The organism is Sphingomonas sp. PP-CC-3A-396 (assembly GCF_004343105.1).
Taxonomy (GTDB): domain Bacteria; phylum Pseudomonadota; class Alphaproteobacteria; order Sphingomonadales; family Sphingomonadaceae; genus Sphingomonas.
In genome coordinates, this window is record NZ_SLYF01000007.1 from 126,508 (window position 1) to 145,235 (window position 18,728).

Below are 18,728 nucleotides of genomic sequence, written 5' to 3' on the forward strand. Positions count from 1 at the left end.
ACAGGGGATGGGCAATGTTTGGACCGCGTAAATCGTTCGAATCGTCTGCCCATAGCCGCGAGCACAGCCTCGCCAAGACGCTGAGCTGGCCGCATCTGATCGCGCTCGGAGTGGGCGCGATCGTCGGCACCGGGATCTATACCTTGGTCGGCGTCGGTGCCGAGCGGGCAGGGCCGGGGGTGATCCTCGCCTTCGTGATCTGCGGCGTGATCTGCGCGTGTGCGGCGCTCGCCTATACCGAACTCGCGACGCTGATCCCCGCCGCGGGCAGCGCCTATACCTTCAGCTATACGGCGCTCGGCGAGGGTGTCGCCTGGGTAGTGGGCTGGAGCCTGATCCTCGAATATTCGCTGGCGTGCTCGACCGTCGCGGTCGGCTGGTCGGGCTATCTGGTCGGCTGGATCGAGGCGGCGGGGATACATTTGCCGCACGCGTTGCTGGTCGGGCCGCATGGCGGCGGGATCGTCAACATGCCCGCGGTGCTGGTGTCGCTCGCGGTGATGGGGATGCTGATCCTCGGCACGCGGCAGAGCGCGACGCTCAACATCGTGCTGGTGTTGATCAAGCTCGTCGCACTGACCGTCTTCGTGATCTACGCCGCCCCCGCGTTCAAGGCCGACAACCTGCACCCGTTCATGCCGTACGGCTTCGGCTCGACCGAGATCGGCGGGCACAAGCGCGGCGTGATGGCGGCGGCGGCGATCGTGTTCTTCGCCTTTTACGGCTTCGACGCGGTCGCGACCTCGGCAGAGGAGACCAAGAACCCCAAGCGCGACCTGACGATCGGCATCGTCGGATCGATGCTGGTCTGCACGGTGATCTACATGGCGGTCGCGGTCAGCGCGATCGGCGCGCTGCCGTTCAAGCAGCTCGCCAATTCGCCCGAACCGCTCGCGCTGGTGCTGCGCCAGCTGAGCCAGCCGTTCGCCGCGCAGATCATCGCGCTGGCCGCGGTGATCGCGCTGCCATCGGTGATCCTGGTGATGATGTACGGGCAGAGCCGGATCTTTTTCGTGATGGCGCGCGACGGGCTGCTCCCCCGCGGTCTCGCCAAGGTTAGCAAGCGGACCGGGTCGCCGACGCTGATCACGCTGCTGACCGGGCTGTCGATCGCGGCGGTCGCGGGGTTCTTCCGGCTCGACGAGATCGCCGAACTCGCCAATGCGGGGACACTGATCGCGTTTATCTCGGTCGGGGTGTGCCTGATGGTCCTGCGCCGGACCGCGCCGCAACTGCCCCGCCTGTTCCGCTGCCCGGCGGCCTATGTCGTCGGTACGGTGACCGTGCTTGGCTGCCTGTATCTGCTGGCGAGCCTGCCGACCTCGACGCTGGTCCGGTTCGTGATCTGGAACGTCGCCGGATTTTTACTGTATTTCGCCTATGGCCGGCGCAACAGCGACGTCGGCAATCCGGCGCGGGCAGGCTGAAGAACGCGGGTTACCGTTTCTTGCGGCACGCGTCGGAACAGTAGATCACGCTGTCCCAGTCGCGTGCCCATTTCTTGCGCCACGTGAACGGGCGCTCGCACGCCGGACAGACCTTCGTCGGCAGGTTCTGCTTGGCGACACCGTTGGGCATCAGCGGGGCTGCGCGTCGAGGAACGCTGCGACCTCGGCGAGGTCGACGGACTTGTCGAGATACGTTTGGCCGATCCCGCGCGCGAGCAGGAAGGGAAGCGTGCCGGCCGCCATCTTCTTGTCGTGGCGCATGTGATCGACGAGGCGGGCGCCGCTTGCCGCGATCTTCGCCGCGGCAAGCCCGTCGGGAAGACCGACATCGCGCCAATGCGCCGCCACCCGCGCCGCATCCTGGCCCGAACAGATGCCCTGTGCTGCGGAAAACCCGAACGCCAGCGAACACCCGGCGGCAACGCCTTCGCCGTGGATCAGCGCCTGCGAGAAGCCGGTCTCTGCCTCGAGCGCATGCCCGAACGTGTGCCCGAGATTGAGCAACGCGCGCGTGCCATTGGTCTCGTGCTCGTCCGCCGCGACGATCCGCGCCTTCGCGGAAACGCTGCGTGCGATCGCATATTCGCGAAGCGCCAGGTCGCCCGCGAGCAACGCGGCGCCATTCGCCTCGCACCATTCGAAGAACGCGAAGTCGTCGATCAGGCCGTATTTCACCACCTCGGCATAGCCGGCGCGCAGCTCGCGGATCGGCAGCGTTTCGAGCACCTGCGGATCGATCAGCACCATCACCGGCTGATGGAACGCGCCGATCAGGTTCTTGCCGGCCTTCGTGTTGATCGCGGTCTTGCCGCCGACCGAACTGTCGACCTGCGCGAGCAGGCTGGTCGGAATCTGCACGAAGTTGCACCCGCGCTTGAGGATCGAGCAGGCGAACCCGACCAAGTCCCCCATCACGCCGCCGCCGAGCGCAACTACGTGATCACCGCGCTCGACACCGAGTTCGAGCAGCCGGTCGCAGAGCATTTCCAGCGTCGCCCAGCTCTTGCTGCCTTCGCCCGGCGCGAGGACGATCGCCTCGGACTCGATCCCCGCTGCGCTCAACGAAGCCTGCAGCGTCGCCAGATGCAGCGACAAATTCTCGTCGGTGACGATCGCTACACGGCGCTTGCCAGCAAGCGGCGCGAGAAATTCGCCGGCTCGTGCGAGAATCCCCGCTTCGATATGGATCGGATAGGTCCGCGAACCCAGCTCAACGGTAACGGTCTTCATCGGCCAAGCGCTCTCAGGATTGCGGCGACGGTCGCTTCGTGCGGCGTCTTGTTGCTGACGATATGGATGTGCGCCTGCGCGTAGATCGGGTTGCGCACGCGCGCCAGTTCGGCGAGCACCTTGCCCGGATCGCGGTTGCGGAGCAGCGGTCGCGTATCGCGCCGCCCGACGCGCTCGACCAGGATGTCGGGGTGCGCACTGAGCCACACCGAGATGGCGTCGCGCAATATCAGCGCCCGTGTATCGTCGTTGATGAACGCGCCACCACCGGTCGCGATGATTTTCGGCGTGCCGTCGATCAGCCGCGCGATCACCCGGCGCTCGCCATCGCGGAAATACTCTTCGCCGTATTTGGCGAAGATCTCTGCGACAGTCATGCCGGAGGCCGCCTCGATCTCGTGGTCGGCGTCGACGAACGGCAGGTTCATGCGCAACGCGAGCCGGCGGCCTACGGTAGTCTTGCCGACGCCCATCAGCCCGACGAGCACGATCGGTCGATCGATCGGGGCTGGGGCGGGGCCGCCTGCGGGCCCGCCTGAGGGGTTGTGGCTTTGCAACATCGTGAGGGGCGCTATACAGCGGCACCGCGCGAGGGCAAAAGCTCTTGGCGCCTGTTTTGTCCGCTTCCCCGTCCACTACAAGGTTACGTCGTATGTCCCGTTTCATCGTCTCGGTCGTCGTCGTTCTTGTCGTGGTGGTCGGCGGCCTGTTCCTGCTGGCAGGGCGCGCGACCGAGCGCCCGCAGAGCCGCGTCGAAAAGGCCGTGACGCTTGCGAACCTCTCTTAAGGCGTCCCTGACGGCGGCGGTTGCCGTCGGCGCCTTGGTCGCGCTTGCCCCCGCAATCGGGCAGGACCGGCCTGAATCGATCCTGCCGCCGGGGTTTGGCGAGCCGACGCCCGCGCCTGCGCCGCGCCCGACCGCTCCAGCCGGGACTCAGCCGACGCGTCCGACGGGGCCATCGCAGCCGACCACCCCACCGCCGAGCGCCGCACCGGCACAGCCGGGCGCGATGATCCAGCCTTTGCCGCCGACGACGCCGGGCGACGCACCCCCAGTGCCGCCTGTCGCGGCGCCTGCGCCAGTCGATCCTGCCGTGCTAGCGCAGTACGAGATGCCGGAGTCCGCGCGTCGCTCGCTCGCGACGGTCGGTCCGGTTATGGCGAGCGAAGGCGGGCTCGATACCGATGCGTTCGGCGCTGTCGATGGCCAGTATGTCGAGACGCTCATGCGCCGACTGACTGCGCCGTTGCCGTCGCGCTGGATGTCGATCCTGCTGCGGCGGGCGCTGGTGTCGCGTGTCGATACGCCGAGCCGCACCAACGGCGCGGACTTCGCGGCCGAGCGCGCGTGGCTGTTGTTGCGGATGGGCGAATCGGTCGCCGCCCGCGCCGTCTCGCACAGCGTCGACACCGACAATTATACGCCGAAGCTGTACGACGTCGCGATGAACGCATCGCTGGCGACCGGCGATCCGGCGGGACTGTGTCCGCTGGTACCCGGTGCGATGCGCTATGCGGCGGCGCGCGGCTGGACGATGGCGCAGGCGATGTGTGCGGGGCTGTCGGGCAATCCGGCGCAGGCGACCCCGCTGATCGCGACCGCCAAGCGTCGCAATGTCGCGAGCGGCGTCGACATGCTGCTCGCGCAGAAGGTCGTCGGTGCCGGCGCGCAGGGCCGTCAGGCGGTGACGATAGAGTGGGACGGCGTCGATCAGTTGACCGCATGGCGGTTTGGTCTGGCGATGGCGACGGGCGTCGCGGTGCCCGACGATCTCTATGCGAGCGCTGGTCCGCAGGTGAAATACTGGCAGGCATTGTCACCCTCAGTTCCGCTCGGTGCGCGGCTGGCGCCTGCGGAGTCGGCGGCGGGGCAGGGCGTACTTTCCAGCGCAGCACTGGTCGATCTCTATGCTGCCGCCGCAACCGACTACGACTCGCAGAGCACGGCGACCGCGACCGCCAACGATCTCCAGACCGCCTATGCCGATCGCAGTCCCGATGCGCGGCTGAACGCGCTGCGCCAATTGTGGGGCGGGGCGGATACGCGTCCGGCCTATGCGCGCCTCGTGCTGACCGCGCGGGCGGCGGCGCGGATGAACCCGACTCTGGCGAAGGACGAGGCGGATCATCTGGTCGCGTCCATGCTGTCCGCCGGGCTTGATCGCACCGCGGCGCGCTGGCTCGGGACCGTCCCCGCCGGGGGTGACGCCTGGGCGATGATCATGCTCAGCGACCCCGACGCGTATCGCCGGCTGAGCTATGCCGACCTCGCCTCCTATTCGGGTGGCGAAGGTGATTCGGCGTTGAAGCAGAGGATGCTGTTCGCGGGGCTGGCCGGCCTAGGGCGTCTCAACTCGGGCGACATCGAACGCGCGGCACAGTCGCTCGGCGTCCGGATCGGTGCGGACAATGCCTGGACGCGTGCGCTCGACCGGGCCGCGCGCGACGGGCAGGCGGGGACGGTCGTCGTGCTCGCCGCGATCGGCATGCAGGCTGCAAGTTGGAAGGACATCCCACCCGAAGCGCTGTACCGCATCGTCGGTGCGCTCCGCGGCGTCGGGCTCGACGGCGAGGCGCGAATGATCGCCGCCGAGGCCATCGCACGGGCGTGACCCACGCGTCGGACCGCGCGCTGATCGACCGGTTTCTCGAAATGATGGCGGCGGAAGCGGGCGCGGCGGCCAACACCGTCGCCGCGTATCGCAGCGATTTGACGCTCGCATCGCAGGTGCTCGACGGCAGGCTGGTCGAAGCGGACGCGGACGCACTCGCGACCCTCGCTGGCGGCTGGTCGGCGCTGTCCCGCTCGACCGTCGGGCGAAAGTCCGCCTCGCTCCGCCGCTTCTTCGCGTTCCTGGCCGACGAAGGCCACCGGGCGGACGATCCCGGCAAGGCGCTCCCGCGACCCGGCACCGCGCGCACTTTGCCCAAAGTGCTAAGCCATGCCGATATCGACCGATTGTTTGCGGCGATCGCCGAGCGGTCCGCGCGCGATCCGCTCGATCCCAACGACCTGCGGCTCTCCGCGTTGTTCGAGTTGCTCTACGGCTCGGGGCTGCGCGCGACCGAGCTCGTCAGCCTGCCGCGCAACGCCGTGCATCCGGATCGCCCGTTCCTGATCCTGCGCGGCAAGGGCGGGCGCGAGCGCCTCGTCCCGATCTCCGACCGCGCGCGCGCGGCGGTGGCGGTGTGGCGGACCCATGTCGCGACCGACCGCCTGTGGCTGTTCCCCTCGGGCAAAGGTCATCTCTCACGCATCCGCTTGTATCAGCTCGTCAAGGCGCTCGCCGCCGAGGCCGGCATCCCGCCCGATCGCATCAGCCCGCACGTCCTTCGCCACGCCTTCGCCACGCATTTGCTCGCCGGCGGCGCCGATCTGCGCGCACTGCAATCGATGCTCGGCCACGCCGATATCGCGACCACCGAGATCTACACGCATGTCGATTCGAGCCGCCTCGTCGAGCTCGTCAACACCCGCCACCCGCTAGCAGACCTGCCACCTCGTTGACGCGGACGCACCCGCGCCGTAACCGCCGCCTATGCCAAGCTTCCTCGACTTCGAGAAACCGATCGCCGAACTCCAGGGCCGGATCGACGAACTCCGCGACACCGCCGCCGAAGGCAGCGTCGACCTCGCCGCCGACATCGCCCGTCTGCAGGCGAAGTCCGACAAGCTGCTGAAGGACACCTTCGCGCGCCTGACGCCGTGGCAGAAGACGCAGGTCGCGCGTCATCCCGAGCGTCCGCACTTCAAGGATTACGTCGCCGCGCTGTTCGACGAGTTCGTGCCGCTCGCGGGCGACCGCGCGTTCGGCGACGATCAGGCGATCATCGGTGGCTTCGCGACGTTCCGCGGGCGGAAAGTCATGGTGCTCGGCCACGAGAAGGGCGACGATACCGCAAGCCGTCTCCGCCACAATTTCGGCATGGGCAAGCCAGAAGGGTACCGCAAGGCGATCCGTCTGGTCGAACTCGCCGACCGATTCGGCCTGCCGATCATCACGTTGGTCGACACCTCCGGCGCGTTCCCGGGCATCCAGGCCGAAGAACGCGGACAGGCCGAGGCGATCGCCCGCTCGACCGAAGCCTGCCTCAACGCCGGCGTGCCGATCGTCGCGGCGATCGTCGGCGAGGGCGGCTCCGGCGGCGCGGTCGCGCTCGCGGCGGGCAACCGCGTGCTGATGTTCGAACACGCGATCTATTCGGTGATCAGCCCCGAAGGCTGCGCCTCGATCCTGTGGCGCACCGCGGACAAGGCCCCCGAGGCGGCCGAAGCGATGCGGATCACCGCGCAGGACCTGAAGGCGTTCGGCGTCATCGACGACATCGTGAGCGAGCCGCTGGGTGGCGCACACCGCGACCGCGCGACGGCGATCGAGTCGCTCGGCAACGCGCTGTCATCCGCGCTCACCGACCTCGCATCGCTCGCGCCTGCCGATCTGCGGAAAGACCGGCAGGCCAAGTTCCTGAAGATGGGCCGACTCTAAGCGTCACGGCGCAGCGACAGAAACGCAACAAATAAAAAGGGCGGCTGAACCGAAGTCCAGCCGCCCTGATCGACCGCGATGGTGATCGCGGTACGCTTACTTGTTGAGCTGAGTCGCGACGTTGTTGAACGTCTTGTTCAGGCTGTTGCCCAGGCCCTGCATTGCAGCGATGGCAGCGACGGCGATCAGAGCGGCGATGAGGCCGTACTCGATTGCGGTTGCGCCCTTGGAATTCTTGAAAAACTTGCGGATCGTCTTCATTCCGGTCTCCATGGTTGGATTGCTTCAGTGTCACCCGGCTGGACCGGACAGGCCGGATCAGCACGAGGACAAATAGAAGTTGTGAGTTGAGAAAGACTTAAGGTCGGAGCATTTCGTCGGGTAATTCACGAGGCTCAATGCGGGCGATCAGCGGGCGTTGGCGACCTTCGTATCGACCTTGCCCCACATTCCGATGGTCGAATCGGCAAGGTTGGTCAGGCCGACAATGAGAGCGATGACGACGAAGGCCAGAATCAACCCATATTCGATCGCGGTCGCGCCGCGGCTATTGCGCAGGACGCGTCGCAACGTTCGACCCGCGATCGTCAGCATGGACTTGTCAGACTTCATAACGATCAGTGTAATCGAGGAAAATTAAGGAATGACCAACGATCGCGCCATTCCAACCGCGCCATCCCTTTTACCGGTCGTGGCAGCGGCGATGGTTGATCTCGAGGGACGCGTGCTGTTGCAGCAACGCCCCCCAGGCAAGTCGCTTGCCGGGCTCTGGGAATTTCCCGGAGGCAAGGTCGAGCCCGGTGAGACCCCCGAGGCGGCGTTGATCAGGGAGCTCGAGGAGGAACTCGGCATCGCGGTGCCGCATGCGTGTCTTGCCCCCGCAGCGTTTGCAAGCGCGCCGCTGGGTGATCGCCATCTTGTGCTGCTGCTTTACATCACGCGGAAATGGACGGGCGTGCCACGCGCGCTGGAGGCGACGGCCTTGCGCTGGGTGCGACCGAGTGCGATGCATGCGTTGCCGATGCCGCCCGCCGATCGCCCGCTGATCGGGTTGCTCGATGCACTGATCTGACCGAACGACGCACCGAACGGCGATAATCCCGACAGCGGGCCTCCGCATACTCGGCGTTCGACAATAGGGTCTTGATCTCTTTCGATGCGTGCCGCAGTCAAATGGGCGAGCGTGCGTCCCAAAACCGCGCGGGTGTTGAGCCGCGGCTCGCGCGAGCTATTCCCTTTTCTCGAGCGAGCCGTTCCGGTCGCGCAATCGCCGCTCGACGCAACGAGTTCGCTGGCACCACTGCCCGCGCATGCCGCTGCGAAGTGCTCTATCTGTCGATGCTTTAAAACGGAAAACCGCTGGAGGCCCGACCGGGAATCGAACCCGGGTGCGAGGATTTGCAGTCCTCTACGTCACCACTCCGCCATCGGGCCTCGATGCGGACGGCGCAAATGCGTCGTTTTGTCAGCGCGGTCAACCACGACGTGTAGCTGGACACGAATTATCCTCATTCGGCGCGGGCGGGCGTGATGCTCGAGCCAGTCGCATGACCCGCCACGACAGGACCCCACGGACCGCATTGCGCCGGTCCGAAAACGTCCCTCGTCCCATTTTGGGCGACGGCGGCGGCATTCGCTGCTAGGAATCGTCGCAGAGGTAGTGCCGTGGTCTTCCGCATGCGCCCTCGACGTCCCGCCCGCGACATCTTCGGTGTCACACGGGCGGGCGGGGCGTCTACACCGCAAAATCGTTCGATCTCCGACCCGCCGCGCGCAACTGCGACTTGGCGCAATCGTCGGCGCGCGATACATATCGGCGCGACAACTAGTGTATTGCGCAACTAAAACAGTTGTGCGACAGGATGGGTTATGACGACGATGAGCCTCGATACCGCGACTGCCGCTTCGGCCTACGACACCATGCGGCATGCGATGGTCGCCAGCCAGCTGCGCACCAACGCAGTGAACGACCAGCGGGTGGTCGCGGCGATGGCACGCGTGCCGCGCGAGCAGTTCCTGCCCGAGGACGTCCGCTCGATCGCCTACCGCGACACCGCGATCGCGCTCGGTGGCGGGCGCTATGCTAATCTGCCGATGGCGACCGGCCGGCTGCTGACCGAGGCCTATCTGACCGCGACCGATCGCGTGCTGCTGATCGGTGCCGCGACCGGCTATACCGCCGCGGTGCTCAGCGAGATCGTCGGATCGGTGGTCGCGGTCGAGAGTGATCCGGCATTGCTGGCGATGGCGCGCTCGGCGCTCGCCGGGGTCGACAATGTCGAGCTTGTCGAGGCACCGATGCAGGACGGCCACGCCGCCGGCGCCCCTTATGACGTACTGATTGTCGATGGCGCGATCGAGGCGATGCCCGATACGCTCGTCGCGCAGGTCCGCTCGGGCGGTCGCGTCACCTCGGGGCTCGCCGAACGCGGCGTCACGCGGCTCGCGTCGGGACGCAAGACCGATGGCGGGTTCGCGCTGGCGGCCTTTGTCGACGTCGAATGCGTCGCACTTCCCGGTTTCGACATCCCCAAACCCTTCAGGTTCTGAGCCCTATGATGCCGCGCACCGCTCGTTTCCGCCGCTTGCTTGCGAGTGTTGCGCTGATCTACATCGCTGCACCAGCGGGGGCGGAGACGCTGCGCGAGGCGCTGGCCAAGGCATATACCACCAATCCGATCCTGACCGGACAGCGCGCCACGTTGCGCGCGACCGACGAGAACGTGCCGATTGCGCGTGCAACGGGGCTCCCCTCGGTCAATGCAACCGGCGACTACACCGAATTCGTCGTAACCGCGGCGAACAGCTTCACCGCCTTGCCGCGTCAGGCCGCGGCGCGCGCCAACGTATCGGTGCCGCTGTACCTGGGCGGGCAGGTCCGCAATTCGGTTGCCGCCGCCAAGACCCGCGTCGAGGCCGGTCGCGCGACGCTGCGCGGCACCGAGGCGGATCTCTTCACCAACGTCGTCGCCGCGTACATGGACGTGATCCGCGACGAGGCGATCGTCGGTCTCAACACGCAGAACGTCCGCGTCCTCGACGTCAACCTGCAAGCCAGCCGCGATCGATTCCAGGTCGGCGACCTGACCCGTACCGACGTCGCACAGTCCGAAGCCCGCCTCGCCCTCGCCCGTGCGCAGCTCCAGTCGGCTGAGGCGCAGTTGATTTCCAGCCGTGAGAATTACATCCGGTACGTCGGCACGCCCGCCGGGACGCTCGAAACGCCACCGACCTTGCCGCATCTGCCCGACAGCCCTGCATCCGCCGTAACCGTCGCGATCGAGAATAATCCGGTCCTTATCGCAGCGGCGAAAGAACGTGACGCGACGCGCTATGATGTCGGTGTCGCCCGGGCGACCCGTCTGCCACAGATCAGTGCGGTCGGCGGTGCCACCTATACCAACTATCTCGGCTCGGCGTCGAATGCCGACGGCAGCGTCATCACGTTCCCCAACGTCAACAAGACGGTCCAGGCCGGACTGTCGCTGACCCTGCCGCTGTTCCAGGGCGGTCGCCCCGCCGCGCAGGTCCGTCAGGCCGAGGCGTTCCAGAGCCGCGCGATCGAGAACGTCACCGCGACCGAGCGCAATGTGATCTCGCAGGCCCGTTCTGCCTTCGCCGTCTGGCGCTCCTCGGAACAGGTCATCCAGTCCTCCGAGACCGCGGTCAACGCAAACAAGCTCAGCCTCGAAGGCGTGCGCGCGGAGAACAGCGTCGGCACGCGAACCATCCTCGACATCCTCAACGCCGAGCAGGAACTGCTCAACAGCCAGGTGACGCTCGTCACCGCACGGCGCGATGCGTATGTCGCCGGCTTTGCGCTGCTCGCCGCGATGGGGCAGGCGGAAGCGCGCGATCTCGGGCTCGATGGCGGCGTGCTGTACGATCCGGTCGCCAATTATCAGCGCGTGCATCACAAGATCTGGGACTTTGGCGGCGATGGCGAGCCGGTGCCGGTCGGCACGCGCACCGCGCAATCGCCCGCACAGGATGCGCATGTCCAGCCGCAGCGCGATCCTTTGCTCGATACGCCAGTTGACAGGAACCCCGCCTTGACGACAGGTAAGGATGCGCCGAGCCGCCAATAGGGGTGCGCGCGGCTACGGGGTTTGGGATGGTCCGGATGGGGGACGTGAACGGCGAGCCGTCGATGGAGGAAATCCTCTCGTCGATCAAACGCATCATCGCCGAAGAGGGCGACACGCCCGGCCGATCGCGCCGTCCGGCGCGGACGATGACGGCACCGGTCGATCAATATCCCGCCGACCGCGATGTCGCCGGTCATGCACCCGCCTATCGTGAAGCCGCCTATCTCGACGACGAGATGGACGATGACGAAGTTCTCGAACTGAGCGATCCGATGCCGATGGTCGACCGTACCCCCCGCACGCCAAAATCCCCCGTGCTGACCTCGGTCGACGCCGCGCCCGAGCCGCGCGTGTCAGCGTCCAAGCCGCAACCTCAGGTGCAGCAGCCCGCCGCAGAGGCACCATCCGAGTCGATTGTTTCGCGCGAGACCGCCGCTGCAACGCGCGCGCCGCTCGAGGCGTTGACGCGGATGATAATCAAGCCCGAATCGAACAGCGACGGCACGCTCGAGGGATTGGTTCGCGAGATGCTCCGGCCGATGTTGCGCGAATGGATCGACGCGAACCTGCCGCACATGGTCGAGGACATGGTCGCGCGCGAAATCGCCAAGATCATGAACCAGCAGCCCTAACAGCCAGCCGTCCCGTCGACACGGCGGGACTATACGATCCTCCCCCGCCAGGGGGAGGTGTCATCGAAGGTGACGGAGGGGGAGGACACGGAGCAGCGGTTTCCCTGCCCTCCGTCTGGCAAGGGTCAGCCACCGCCCCCTGGCGGGGAAGGATCGAACGTCTCCCTGTCGGCGATGCAAACGCTACGGAACAACGCCGCCCGATGCCGGGTTTGGCACGCATGTCCGAAACCGAGATCATCGTGCCCGCTGAGAAGCCCGACCGCCCCGCATCGCACGGCGGACGGAACGATTTTTCGCCCGCTGAGGCCGGCAGTGATATCTTCTTCGCCGCGGTGAAGACGACGCGGATGCCGATGGTGGTCACCGATCCGCACCGCGACGACAATCCAATCATCTTCTGCAACGAGGCGTTCTCGTTCATGAGCGGCTATTCGCAGGATGAGATCCTCGGCCGCAACTGCCGCTTCCTGCAGGGCCCCGAAACCGATCGCGCCGCCGTCGCCGAAGTGCGCGCCGCCATCGCCAAGCGCGAAGAGGTTGCGGTCGAGATCCTCAACTACCGCAAGAACGGCTCGACCTTCTGGAACGCGCTGTTCGTGTCGCCGGTGTTCGGCGAAGACGGCAATCTCAAATATTTCTTCGCCAGTCAGCTCGATATTTCCCGGCGGCGTGAAGCCGAGGAAGCGTTGCATGAAGCACAGCGGATGGAGGCCGTCGGCAAGCTGACCGGCGGCATCGCGCATGATTTCAACAATCTGTTGCAGGTCATCCAGGGCTATGCCGATATTCTCGACGCGCGGATCGATCCTGACGATCGGTCGGCACGCCGCGCGGTCGATGCGATTTCGACCTCGGCGACCCGTGCGGCGACTTTGACGCAGCAGCTGCTCGCGTTTGCACGCAAACAGGAATTGCGTGATCGGCTGATGAACCTCAATCAGTTGATTGGCGATTTCCGCACGATTTTGGAGCGCAGCATCGGCAGCGGCATCACGCTCAGGCGCGACCTTGCCAATGATCTGTGGAATTGCCGCGTTGATCCGGTCCAGGCCGAGATGGCGCTGCTCAACATCACCGCCAACGCGCGCGATGCGACCGGCGGCGCGGGGACGGTCACGATCGCTACGCGCAACGCGGTGCTGCCCGAGGATGCGAGCGTCGCCAAGCTCGAACCCGGCGAATATGTCGTGGTCAGCATCTGCGACGACGGCCCGGGTGTCGACCTGACGATCGCCGACAAGCTGTTCGAACCATTCTACACCACCAAGGAAATGGGCAAGGGCGCCGGGCTCGGCCTCGCCATGGTGTACGGCTTCATGCGCCAGTCGGGCGGCCTCGCCACGGTGCGCAACGGGGCGGGCGGCGGTGCGGAATTCTCGCTGTATTTCCCGCGCGCTAGTGGTGCGGTCGAGCGCAAGCCCGCAGGCCCGGTCGCACCGCGCACCGGTGGCGCCGAGCGCGTGCTGATGGTCGAGGACCAGATCGAGGTCGGCGAGCTTGGCCGCACCATTCTCGAGGATCTCGGCTACGAGGTCGTACTGGTGAACAGCGCACGCGGTGCGCTCGACACGCTGGCGAACGATTCGGACTTCAAGCTGCTGTTCACCGATATCCTGATGCCCGGCGGGATGAACGGCGTTGCGCTCGCGCAGTCGGTGCGGCGCGATTATCCGCATACCGCGGTGCTGCTGACCACCGGGTTCGCGGACGAGGCGATCGACGAGGGTAGCCGGTCGTTCGAGCTGATCCGCAAGCCGTACCGGCGTAATGAGTTGAACGAGCGGATCCGTCAGGTGCTCGACAAACCCGGCGCCCGTACCTGACATGGCGCACCTGACACTGGTCTAGTACGGGGACGCTCGCTAAGGCTCTGCGCATGAGCGAGCTTCCCAAAACCTTCGACCCGGCCTCCATCGAATCGCGCTGGTACGCGCATTGGGAGGCGAGCGGCCAGTTCCGTCCCGACCGTCCGAACGCCGAGCCGTGGACGATCGTCAACCCGCCGCCCAACGTGACGGGCTCGCTGCACATCGGTCATGCGCTCGACAACACGCTGCAAGATATCCTCACGCGCCATGCGCGGCTGAAGGGCGAGGATGCGTTGTGGGTGGTCGGCACCGATCACGCGGGCATCGCGACGCAGATGGTGGTCGAGCGGCAGATGGGGGCGGCTGTTCCTCCCCAGAAGCGTACCGACCTGACGCGCGAGGAGTTCGTGGCGAAGGTCTGGGCGTGGAAGGAAGAGAGCGGCGGCGAGATCACGCAGCAGCTCCGCCGGCTCGGCTGCTCGATGGACTGGGCGAACGAGCGCTTCACGATGGACGAGGGCTTCTCGAAGGCCGTCCTGAAGGTGTTCGTCGACCTGCACAAGCAGGGGCTGCTCTACCGCGACAAGCGCCTGGTGAACTGGGATCCCGGCCTCGGCACCGCAATCAGCGACCTCGAAGTCGAGACGCGCGAGATCAAGGGCAGCTTCTGGCACCTGCGCTATCCGCTGGCAGACGGCTCTGGCTTCATCGAGGTTGCGACCACGCGCCCCGAGACGATGCTGGCCGACATGGCCGTGGCCGTGAACGCGTCGGACGCGCGTTACACCATGCTCATCGGCAAGCAGGTAAAGCTGCCGATCACCGGGCGTTTGATCCCGATCATCGCCGACGATCATGCCGATCCCGAACTCGGCTCGGGCGCGGTCAAGATCACGCCAGGCCACGACTTCAACGATTTCGAGGTCGGCAAGCGGGCAGGGATGGCTGCGGGCTCGATGCTCAACATGCTCGATGCCAAGGCGCGCGTCGTCCAGGTATCCGACGGTCTGATCCCGGACAAGTTTATCGGAAAGCCGACCGACGAAGCGCGCAAGATGGTCGTCGCGCAGCTCAAGGAAGAAGGCTTCCTGATCGCGCATATCGACAAGGACGGCGAGGAGCACGACGCCGAGCCACGCACGATCCAGACTCCTTATGGCGACCGCTCGGGCGTGGTGATTGAGCCGTGGCTGACCGACCAATGGTATGTCGACGCCAAGACGCTCGCCCAGCCGGCAATCGAGGCGGTGCGCACCGGCGCGATCGATATCGTCCCGAAGACGTGGGAGAAGACGTTCTTCAACTGGATGGACAACATCCAGCCCTGGTGCGTGTCGCGTCAATTGTGGTGGGGCCACCAGATCCCCGCGTGGTTCGGGCCAGCACGCGATGCGAACGGTTTGGTTAGCTACATTGATCACAATGTAGATGCGGACGGACGGCTAGTTGAGACCATCTCGGGGCAAAATGAGTCTTTCGTCGCCCTGACTGAAGAGGAAGCAATCGCGGCGGCGCAGGCTGCGTATGGCGATCAGTACAAGATTGTTGTTGATGATCGCTTTCCTCGCGCGACGAACGACACCGTCTATCTTGTGCGAGATACCGACGTCCTCGACACTTGGTTCTCGTCAGCCCTCTGGCCTTTCGCCACGCTTGGCTGGACGGGTGAATCTTCCCCCCTCCCGCAAGCGGGAGGGGCCGGGGGTGGGCACGCGCTCACCTCGAACGCTGCGTCTGAAGGTGAGCGCGAGCCCACCCCTCAATCCCCTCCCGCAAGCGGGCGGGGAGGCCAGCTCGGCGGGCGCTACCCGAACGACGTGCTGATTTCCGGCTTTGACATCCTGTTCTTCTGGAACGCGCGGATGATGATGCAGGGGCTGCACTTCATGAAGGACGTGCCGTTCCGTACGCTCTACCTCCACGGCCTGGTCCGCGCCGCCGATGGCGCGAAGATGTCGAAGTCGAAGGGCAACGTCGTCAACCCGCTCGGGCTGATCGACCAGTACGGCGCCGACGCGCTGCGCTTCTTCATGGCGGCGATGGAAAGCCAGGGCCGCGACATCAAGATGGATGAGAAGCGCGTCGAGGGCTATCGCAACTTCGCCACCAAGCTGTGGAACGCCGCGCGGTTCGCGCAGGCCAACGGCATCGTCGCCAGCACGACGCTGGAGGCACCGCGCGCGGAACTGGCCGTCAACAAGTGGATCATCGCCGAGACGATCGCGACCGTCCAGACGGTCGACCTCGCGCTCGCCGACTACCGCTTCGACGGCGCCGCCAACGCGATCTACCAGTTCGCGTGGAGCCGCTTCTGCGACTGGTATCTCGAACTGATCAAGCCGCAGATGGTCGGCGACGAGCGCGGCCAGATCGACGACGAATCGAAGGCGGTCGCCGGCTGGGTGCTCGACCAGATCCTGGTGCTGCTCCACCCGTTCATGCCGTTCATCACCGAGGAACTGTGGCACGCGATGGCCGACCCCGCCCACCCGCGCGATCACGATCTGATCGTCGCGAAATGGCCAATGGCGGACGCTCGCGCGCTCGATCCCGAGGCGAGCAAGGAAGTCGACTGGCTCATCAGTCTGGTTCAGGAAATCCGCACCGCGCGCAACGAACTGAACGTGCCCCCGGGCACGCGCCTGCCGCTCCACGTCCGCGATGCGAATGAAACGACGCTCGCGCGGCTCGAACGCCAAGCGCCGGCACTCGCGCGTCTCGCCCGCGTCACGCATGCCGACGGCGAAGCCACCGGCGGTGCGGCGCAGGTCGTCGTCGACGAGGCGACGTTCGTCCTGCCGCTAGAAGGCGTGATTGACCTCGACTCCGAACGCGCCCGCCTGACCAAGGCGATCGCGGCGGCAGAGAAGGAGCGCGACGCGCTGTCCGGCCGGCTAGGCAATGCCAGCTTCGTCGAGCGCGCCAAGCCCGAAGCGGTCGAGAAGGCCAAGGCGGATCACGCCGACAAAGCTGCCGAAGCCGCACGGTTGCAGGCGGCACTCGGACGCCTGGGCTAACCTGCTCCCCTCCCGTAGGCGGGAGGGGATTGCGTGGTTGGACAGCGCCCCGCGCTAACCAACCATCCGCCCGTACGTCCGACCATCCGTCCGTTCGTCCGTTCGTCCGACCATCCGTCCGTCCGTCCGTCACCCCAGCGAAAGCTGGGGTATCCCGGTGAGCAAACGCAACGGCTACCCGACAACGGGGATACCCCAGTTTTCGCTGGAGTGACGGTTTGGGTGGGGCGCTGGATTGTGTGGGCTGGCCATGTCACCCCTTCGTTGTTCTCCCGCGAAGGCGGGAGCCCAGGCTGGGTCCCCGCCTTCGCGGGGAAACACGGCCCGCTGGCACCGCGCGGGACCTACCGGCTTGTTCCGGAGTTCACTCCGCGACTAGGCAGTGGACATGGCAGGGCGCCTGACCGTTCGCGGGTGGTTGCCGGACCGAGTTCGGCCTAACGGAGAGACTGAGTGAGCGACCTTCCATCCGACGTCGAAGCCAGCGCCGTTTCCCAGGACCCATCCAGCGCAAAGCCCGCCCCCCCCCGCAGCAAACCCAGCCAGCGCGACCTCACCACCGGCCACATCGGCCGCACGCTGCTCGCGTTCGCGCTCCCGACGCTCGGCTCGAACATCCTGCAATCGCTCAACGGCTCGATCAACGCGATCTGGGTCGGACGCTATCTCGGCGAGGGCGCACTCGCCGCCACCTCGAACGCCAACATCATCATGTTCCTCACCTTCGGCGCGGTGTTTGGGTTCGGCATGGCGGCGACGATCCTGGTCGGTCAGAGCTTCGGCCGGCGCGATCTGGAGGGCGCGCGCCGGGCGTTCGGGTCCGCGGTCGGCCTCGTGCTCGGCGGGGCGATCGTCATTGCCGCGCTCGGCTGGGTGTTCGCGCCCGAGATCCTCCACCTGCTCGCCACCCCCGGCGACGCCATGCCGCTCGCGCTCGCGTACCTCCGCGTGATCTTCCTCGGGCTGCCCGCGTCGATGATGATGGTGCTGCTGATGATGGGCCTGCGCGGCACCGGCGATTCGATGACGCCGCTCTGGTTCATGCTGCTCAGCGCGATCCTCGACAGCGGGCTCAATCCACTGTTGATCGCCGGTATCGGCCCGTTCCCGCAGATGGGGATCGCCGGCTCGGCAATGGCGACTTTGGTCGCCAGCCACGTCTCGTTGCTCGGGCTGATTATCTACATCTACAAGCGCGACCTACCGCTGCGGCTTCGCGGCAACGAACTCCGCTACCTCATCCCTGAGCGCGCGCTGACCGGGACGATCGTGCGGAAGGGCCTGCCGATGGGCGCGCAGATGCTCGTCATGTCGACTGCCGGTCTCGCGATGGTCGGGCTGGTCAACCGGCTCGGCGTCGACACCGCGGCGGCCTATGCCGTGTCGCAACAGCTGTGGACGTATATCCAGATGCCCGCGCTGGCGATCGGCGCGGCGGTCAGTTCGATGGCGGCTCAGAATATTGGAGCTGGCCGTTGGGACCGGATCGGCGACATCACGAAGTACGGCCTGCTCATCAACATCGCGCTGACCGGCGCGATGGTCGGTGTGGTCATCCTGTTCGACCGCCCCGTGATGACGCTGTTCATCGGCAGCGACAGCCCGGCACTGCCGATCGCACGGCATATCCAGCTGATCGCGAGCTGGAACTTCATCCTGTTCGGCATGACGATGGTGTTGTTCTCGACCGTTCGCGCGAACGGCGCAGTGATCGCACCGCTGATCGCGCTGATCGTTGCGCTGTATCCGGTGCGGATCGGCTTCGCGCTGCTCGCGAAACCGTGGCTCGGGGCGGACGCCTTGTGGTGGAGCTTTCCGCTCGGGTCGCTCGCGACGCTGGCGATCGCGGCGTGGTATTATCGCTACGGGAACTGGCGCAAGGGCGCTCTGGTCGTGCCGGACGACAGCGAGGAACAGGCGCACGGTATGAGCGAGCCGGGCGGGCGGTTGCAGCCTACCGGGTGAGTCCGAAATTTGGCCTCGCTAGATCAAGGCCACCTCCCCGGCGGAGGCCG

At 66.3% G+C, this 18,728-nt stretch carries 17 protein-coding genes and 1 tRNA gene; 12 read left to right on the plus strand and 6 right to left on the minus strand.

The window, feature by feature from the left end:
- Positions 1-14: 14 nt before the first annotated feature.
- The gene (locus C8J40_RS14630; RefSeq protein WP_132897646.1) at positions 15-1,427 is read left to right on the plus strand and encodes an amino acid permease; all 1,413 of its coding nucleotides are present in this window, start codon (positions 15-17) and stop codon (positions 1,425-1,427) included.
- A gap of 10 nt (positions 1,428-1,437) precedes the next feature.
- On the opposite strand, the gene C8J40_RS14635 is transcribed toward C8J40_RS14630, so the two are convergent.
- From C8J40_RS14635 to C8J40_RS14645, 3 genes are read right to left on the minus strand one after another with little or no spacing between them, the layout of a single operon-like run.
- A complete protein-coding gene (locus C8J40_RS14635; RefSeq protein ID WP_082444318.1) occupies positions 1,438-1,578 on the minus strand; it encodes a DUF2256 domain-containing protein in 141 nt (46 codons plus the stop codon).
- Positions 1,578-2,678, minus strand: a complete 1,101-nt coding sequence (gene aroB / locus C8J40_RS14640; RefSeq protein ID WP_132897647.1) for a 3-dehydroquinate synthase — start codon at positions 2,676-2,678, stop codon at positions 1,578-1,580. The genes C8J40_RS14635 and aroB overlap by 1 nt, the downstream gene beginning before the upstream one ends.
- Entirely contained in the window at positions 2,675-3,238 is a 564-nt protein-coding gene (locus C8J40_RS14645; protein ID WP_132897648.1) for a shikimate kinase, read from the minus strand. Before C8J40_RS14645 ends, aroB begins: the two co-directional genes overlap by 4 nt.
- 92 nt (positions 3,239-3,330) lie before the next feature.
- Between C8J40_RS14645 and C8J40_RS20920 the strand changes: the two genes are divergently transcribed.
- The 4 genes from C8J40_RS20920 to C8J40_RS14660 are packed head-to-tail and all read left to right on the plus strand — an operon-like array spanning position 3,331 to position 7,165.
- Positions 3,331-3,465, plus strand: coding sequence for a hypothetical protein (locus C8J40_RS20920; protein ID WP_267904487.1), 135 nt, complete (start codon positions 3,331-3,333; stop codon positions 3,463-3,465).
- On the plus strand, positions 3,449-5,290 hold the full coding sequence (locus C8J40_RS14650; RefSeq protein WP_243693407.1) for a hypothetical protein: 1,842 nt from the start codon (positions 3,449-3,451) through the stop codon (positions 5,288-5,290). The genes C8J40_RS20920 and C8J40_RS14650 overlap by 17 nt, the downstream gene beginning before the upstream one ends.
- On the plus strand, positions 5,287-6,186 hold the full coding sequence (locus tag C8J40_RS14655; protein WP_277983004.1) for a tyrosine-type recombinase/integrase: 900 nt from the start codon (positions 5,287-5,289) through the stop codon (positions 6,184-6,186). The genes C8J40_RS14650 and C8J40_RS14655 overlap by 4 nt, the downstream gene beginning before the upstream one ends.
- Positions 6,187-6,217: 31 nt before the next feature.
- Positions 6,218-7,165: an acetyl-CoA carboxylase carboxyltransferase subunit alpha gene (locus C8J40_RS14660; RefSeq protein ID WP_132897649.1), complete on the plus strand. Its 948-nt coding sequence runs from the start codon at positions 6,218-6,220 to the stop codon at positions 7,163-7,165.
- A 96-nt stretch (positions 7,166-7,261) separates the two neighbouring features.
- On the opposite strand, the gene C8J40_RS14665 is transcribed toward C8J40_RS14660, so the two are convergent.
- Both C8J40_RS14665 and C8J40_RS14670 read right to left on the minus strand, forming a co-directional pair.
- The gene (locus C8J40_RS14665) at positions 7,262-7,426 is read right to left on the minus strand and encodes a Flp family type IVb pilin (RefSeq protein WP_132897650.1); all 165 of its coding nucleotides are present in this window, start codon (positions 7,424-7,426) and stop codon (positions 7,262-7,264) included.
- A 147-nt stretch (positions 7,427-7,573) separates the two neighbouring features.
- On the minus strand, positions 7,574-7,777 hold the full coding sequence (locus tag C8J40_RS14670) for a Flp family type IVb pilin (protein ID WP_243693408.1): 204 nt from the start codon (positions 7,775-7,777) through the stop codon (positions 7,574-7,576).
- A gap of 31 nt (positions 7,778-7,808) precedes the next feature.
- Here C8J40_RS14670 and C8J40_RS14675 point away from each other — a divergent pair, with 31 nt between their 5' ends.
- Entirely contained in the window at positions 7,809-8,237 is a 429-nt protein-coding gene (locus C8J40_RS14675; RefSeq protein ID WP_132897651.1) for a (deoxy)nucleoside triphosphate pyrophosphohydrolase, read from the plus strand.
- Positions 8,238-8,525: 288 nt separating this feature from the next.
- On the opposite strand, the gene C8J40_RS14680 is transcribed toward C8J40_RS14675, so the two are convergent.
- Positions 8,526-8,599, minus strand: a tRNA-Cys gene (locus tag C8J40_RS14680).
- A gap of 435 nt (positions 8,600-9,034) precedes the next feature.
- On the opposite strand from C8J40_RS14680, the gene C8J40_RS14685 reads away from it, so the two are divergent.
- The 6 genes from C8J40_RS14685 (at position 9,035) to C8J40_RS14710 (ending at position 18,678) form a co-directional block, all read left to right on the plus strand.
- Positions 9,035-9,715 (plus strand): protein-L-isoaspartate O-methyltransferase, encoded by a 681-nt coding sequence (locus C8J40_RS14685; RefSeq protein WP_132897652.1) that lies wholly within the window; start codon positions 9,035-9,037, stop codon positions 9,713-9,715.
- 8 nt (positions 9,716-9,723) lie between these two features.
- A complete protein-coding gene (locus C8J40_RS14690) occupies positions 9,724-11,253 on the plus strand; it encodes a TolC family outer membrane protein (protein WP_132897783.1) in 1,530 nt (509 codons plus the stop codon).
- Positions 11,254-11,279: 26 nt separating this feature from the next.
- On the plus strand, positions 11,280-11,885 hold the full coding sequence (locus C8J40_RS14695) for a DUF2497 domain-containing protein (RefSeq protein WP_347342870.1): 606 nt from the start codon (positions 11,280-11,282) through the stop codon (positions 11,883-11,885).
- 221 nt (positions 11,886-12,106) lie between these two features.
- The gene (locus tag C8J40_RS14700) at positions 12,107-13,711 is read left to right on the plus strand and encodes a histidine kinase famiy protein (RefSeq protein WP_132897653.1); all 1,605 of its coding nucleotides are present in this window, start codon (positions 12,107-12,109) and stop codon (positions 13,709-13,711) included.
- Positions 13,712-13,764: 53 nt separating this feature from the next.
- Entirely contained in the window at positions 13,765-16,713 is a 2,949-nt protein-coding gene (locus tag C8J40_RS14705) for a valine--tRNA ligase (protein ID WP_132897654.1), read from the plus strand.
- 579 nt (positions 16,714-17,292) lie between these two features.
- The gene (locus tag C8J40_RS14710; protein ID WP_243693421.1) at positions 17,293-18,678 is read left to right on the plus strand and encodes an MATE family efflux transporter; all 1,386 of its coding nucleotides are present in this window, start codon (positions 17,293-17,295) and stop codon (positions 18,676-18,678) included.
- Positions 18,679-18,728 lie beyond the last annotated feature (50 nt).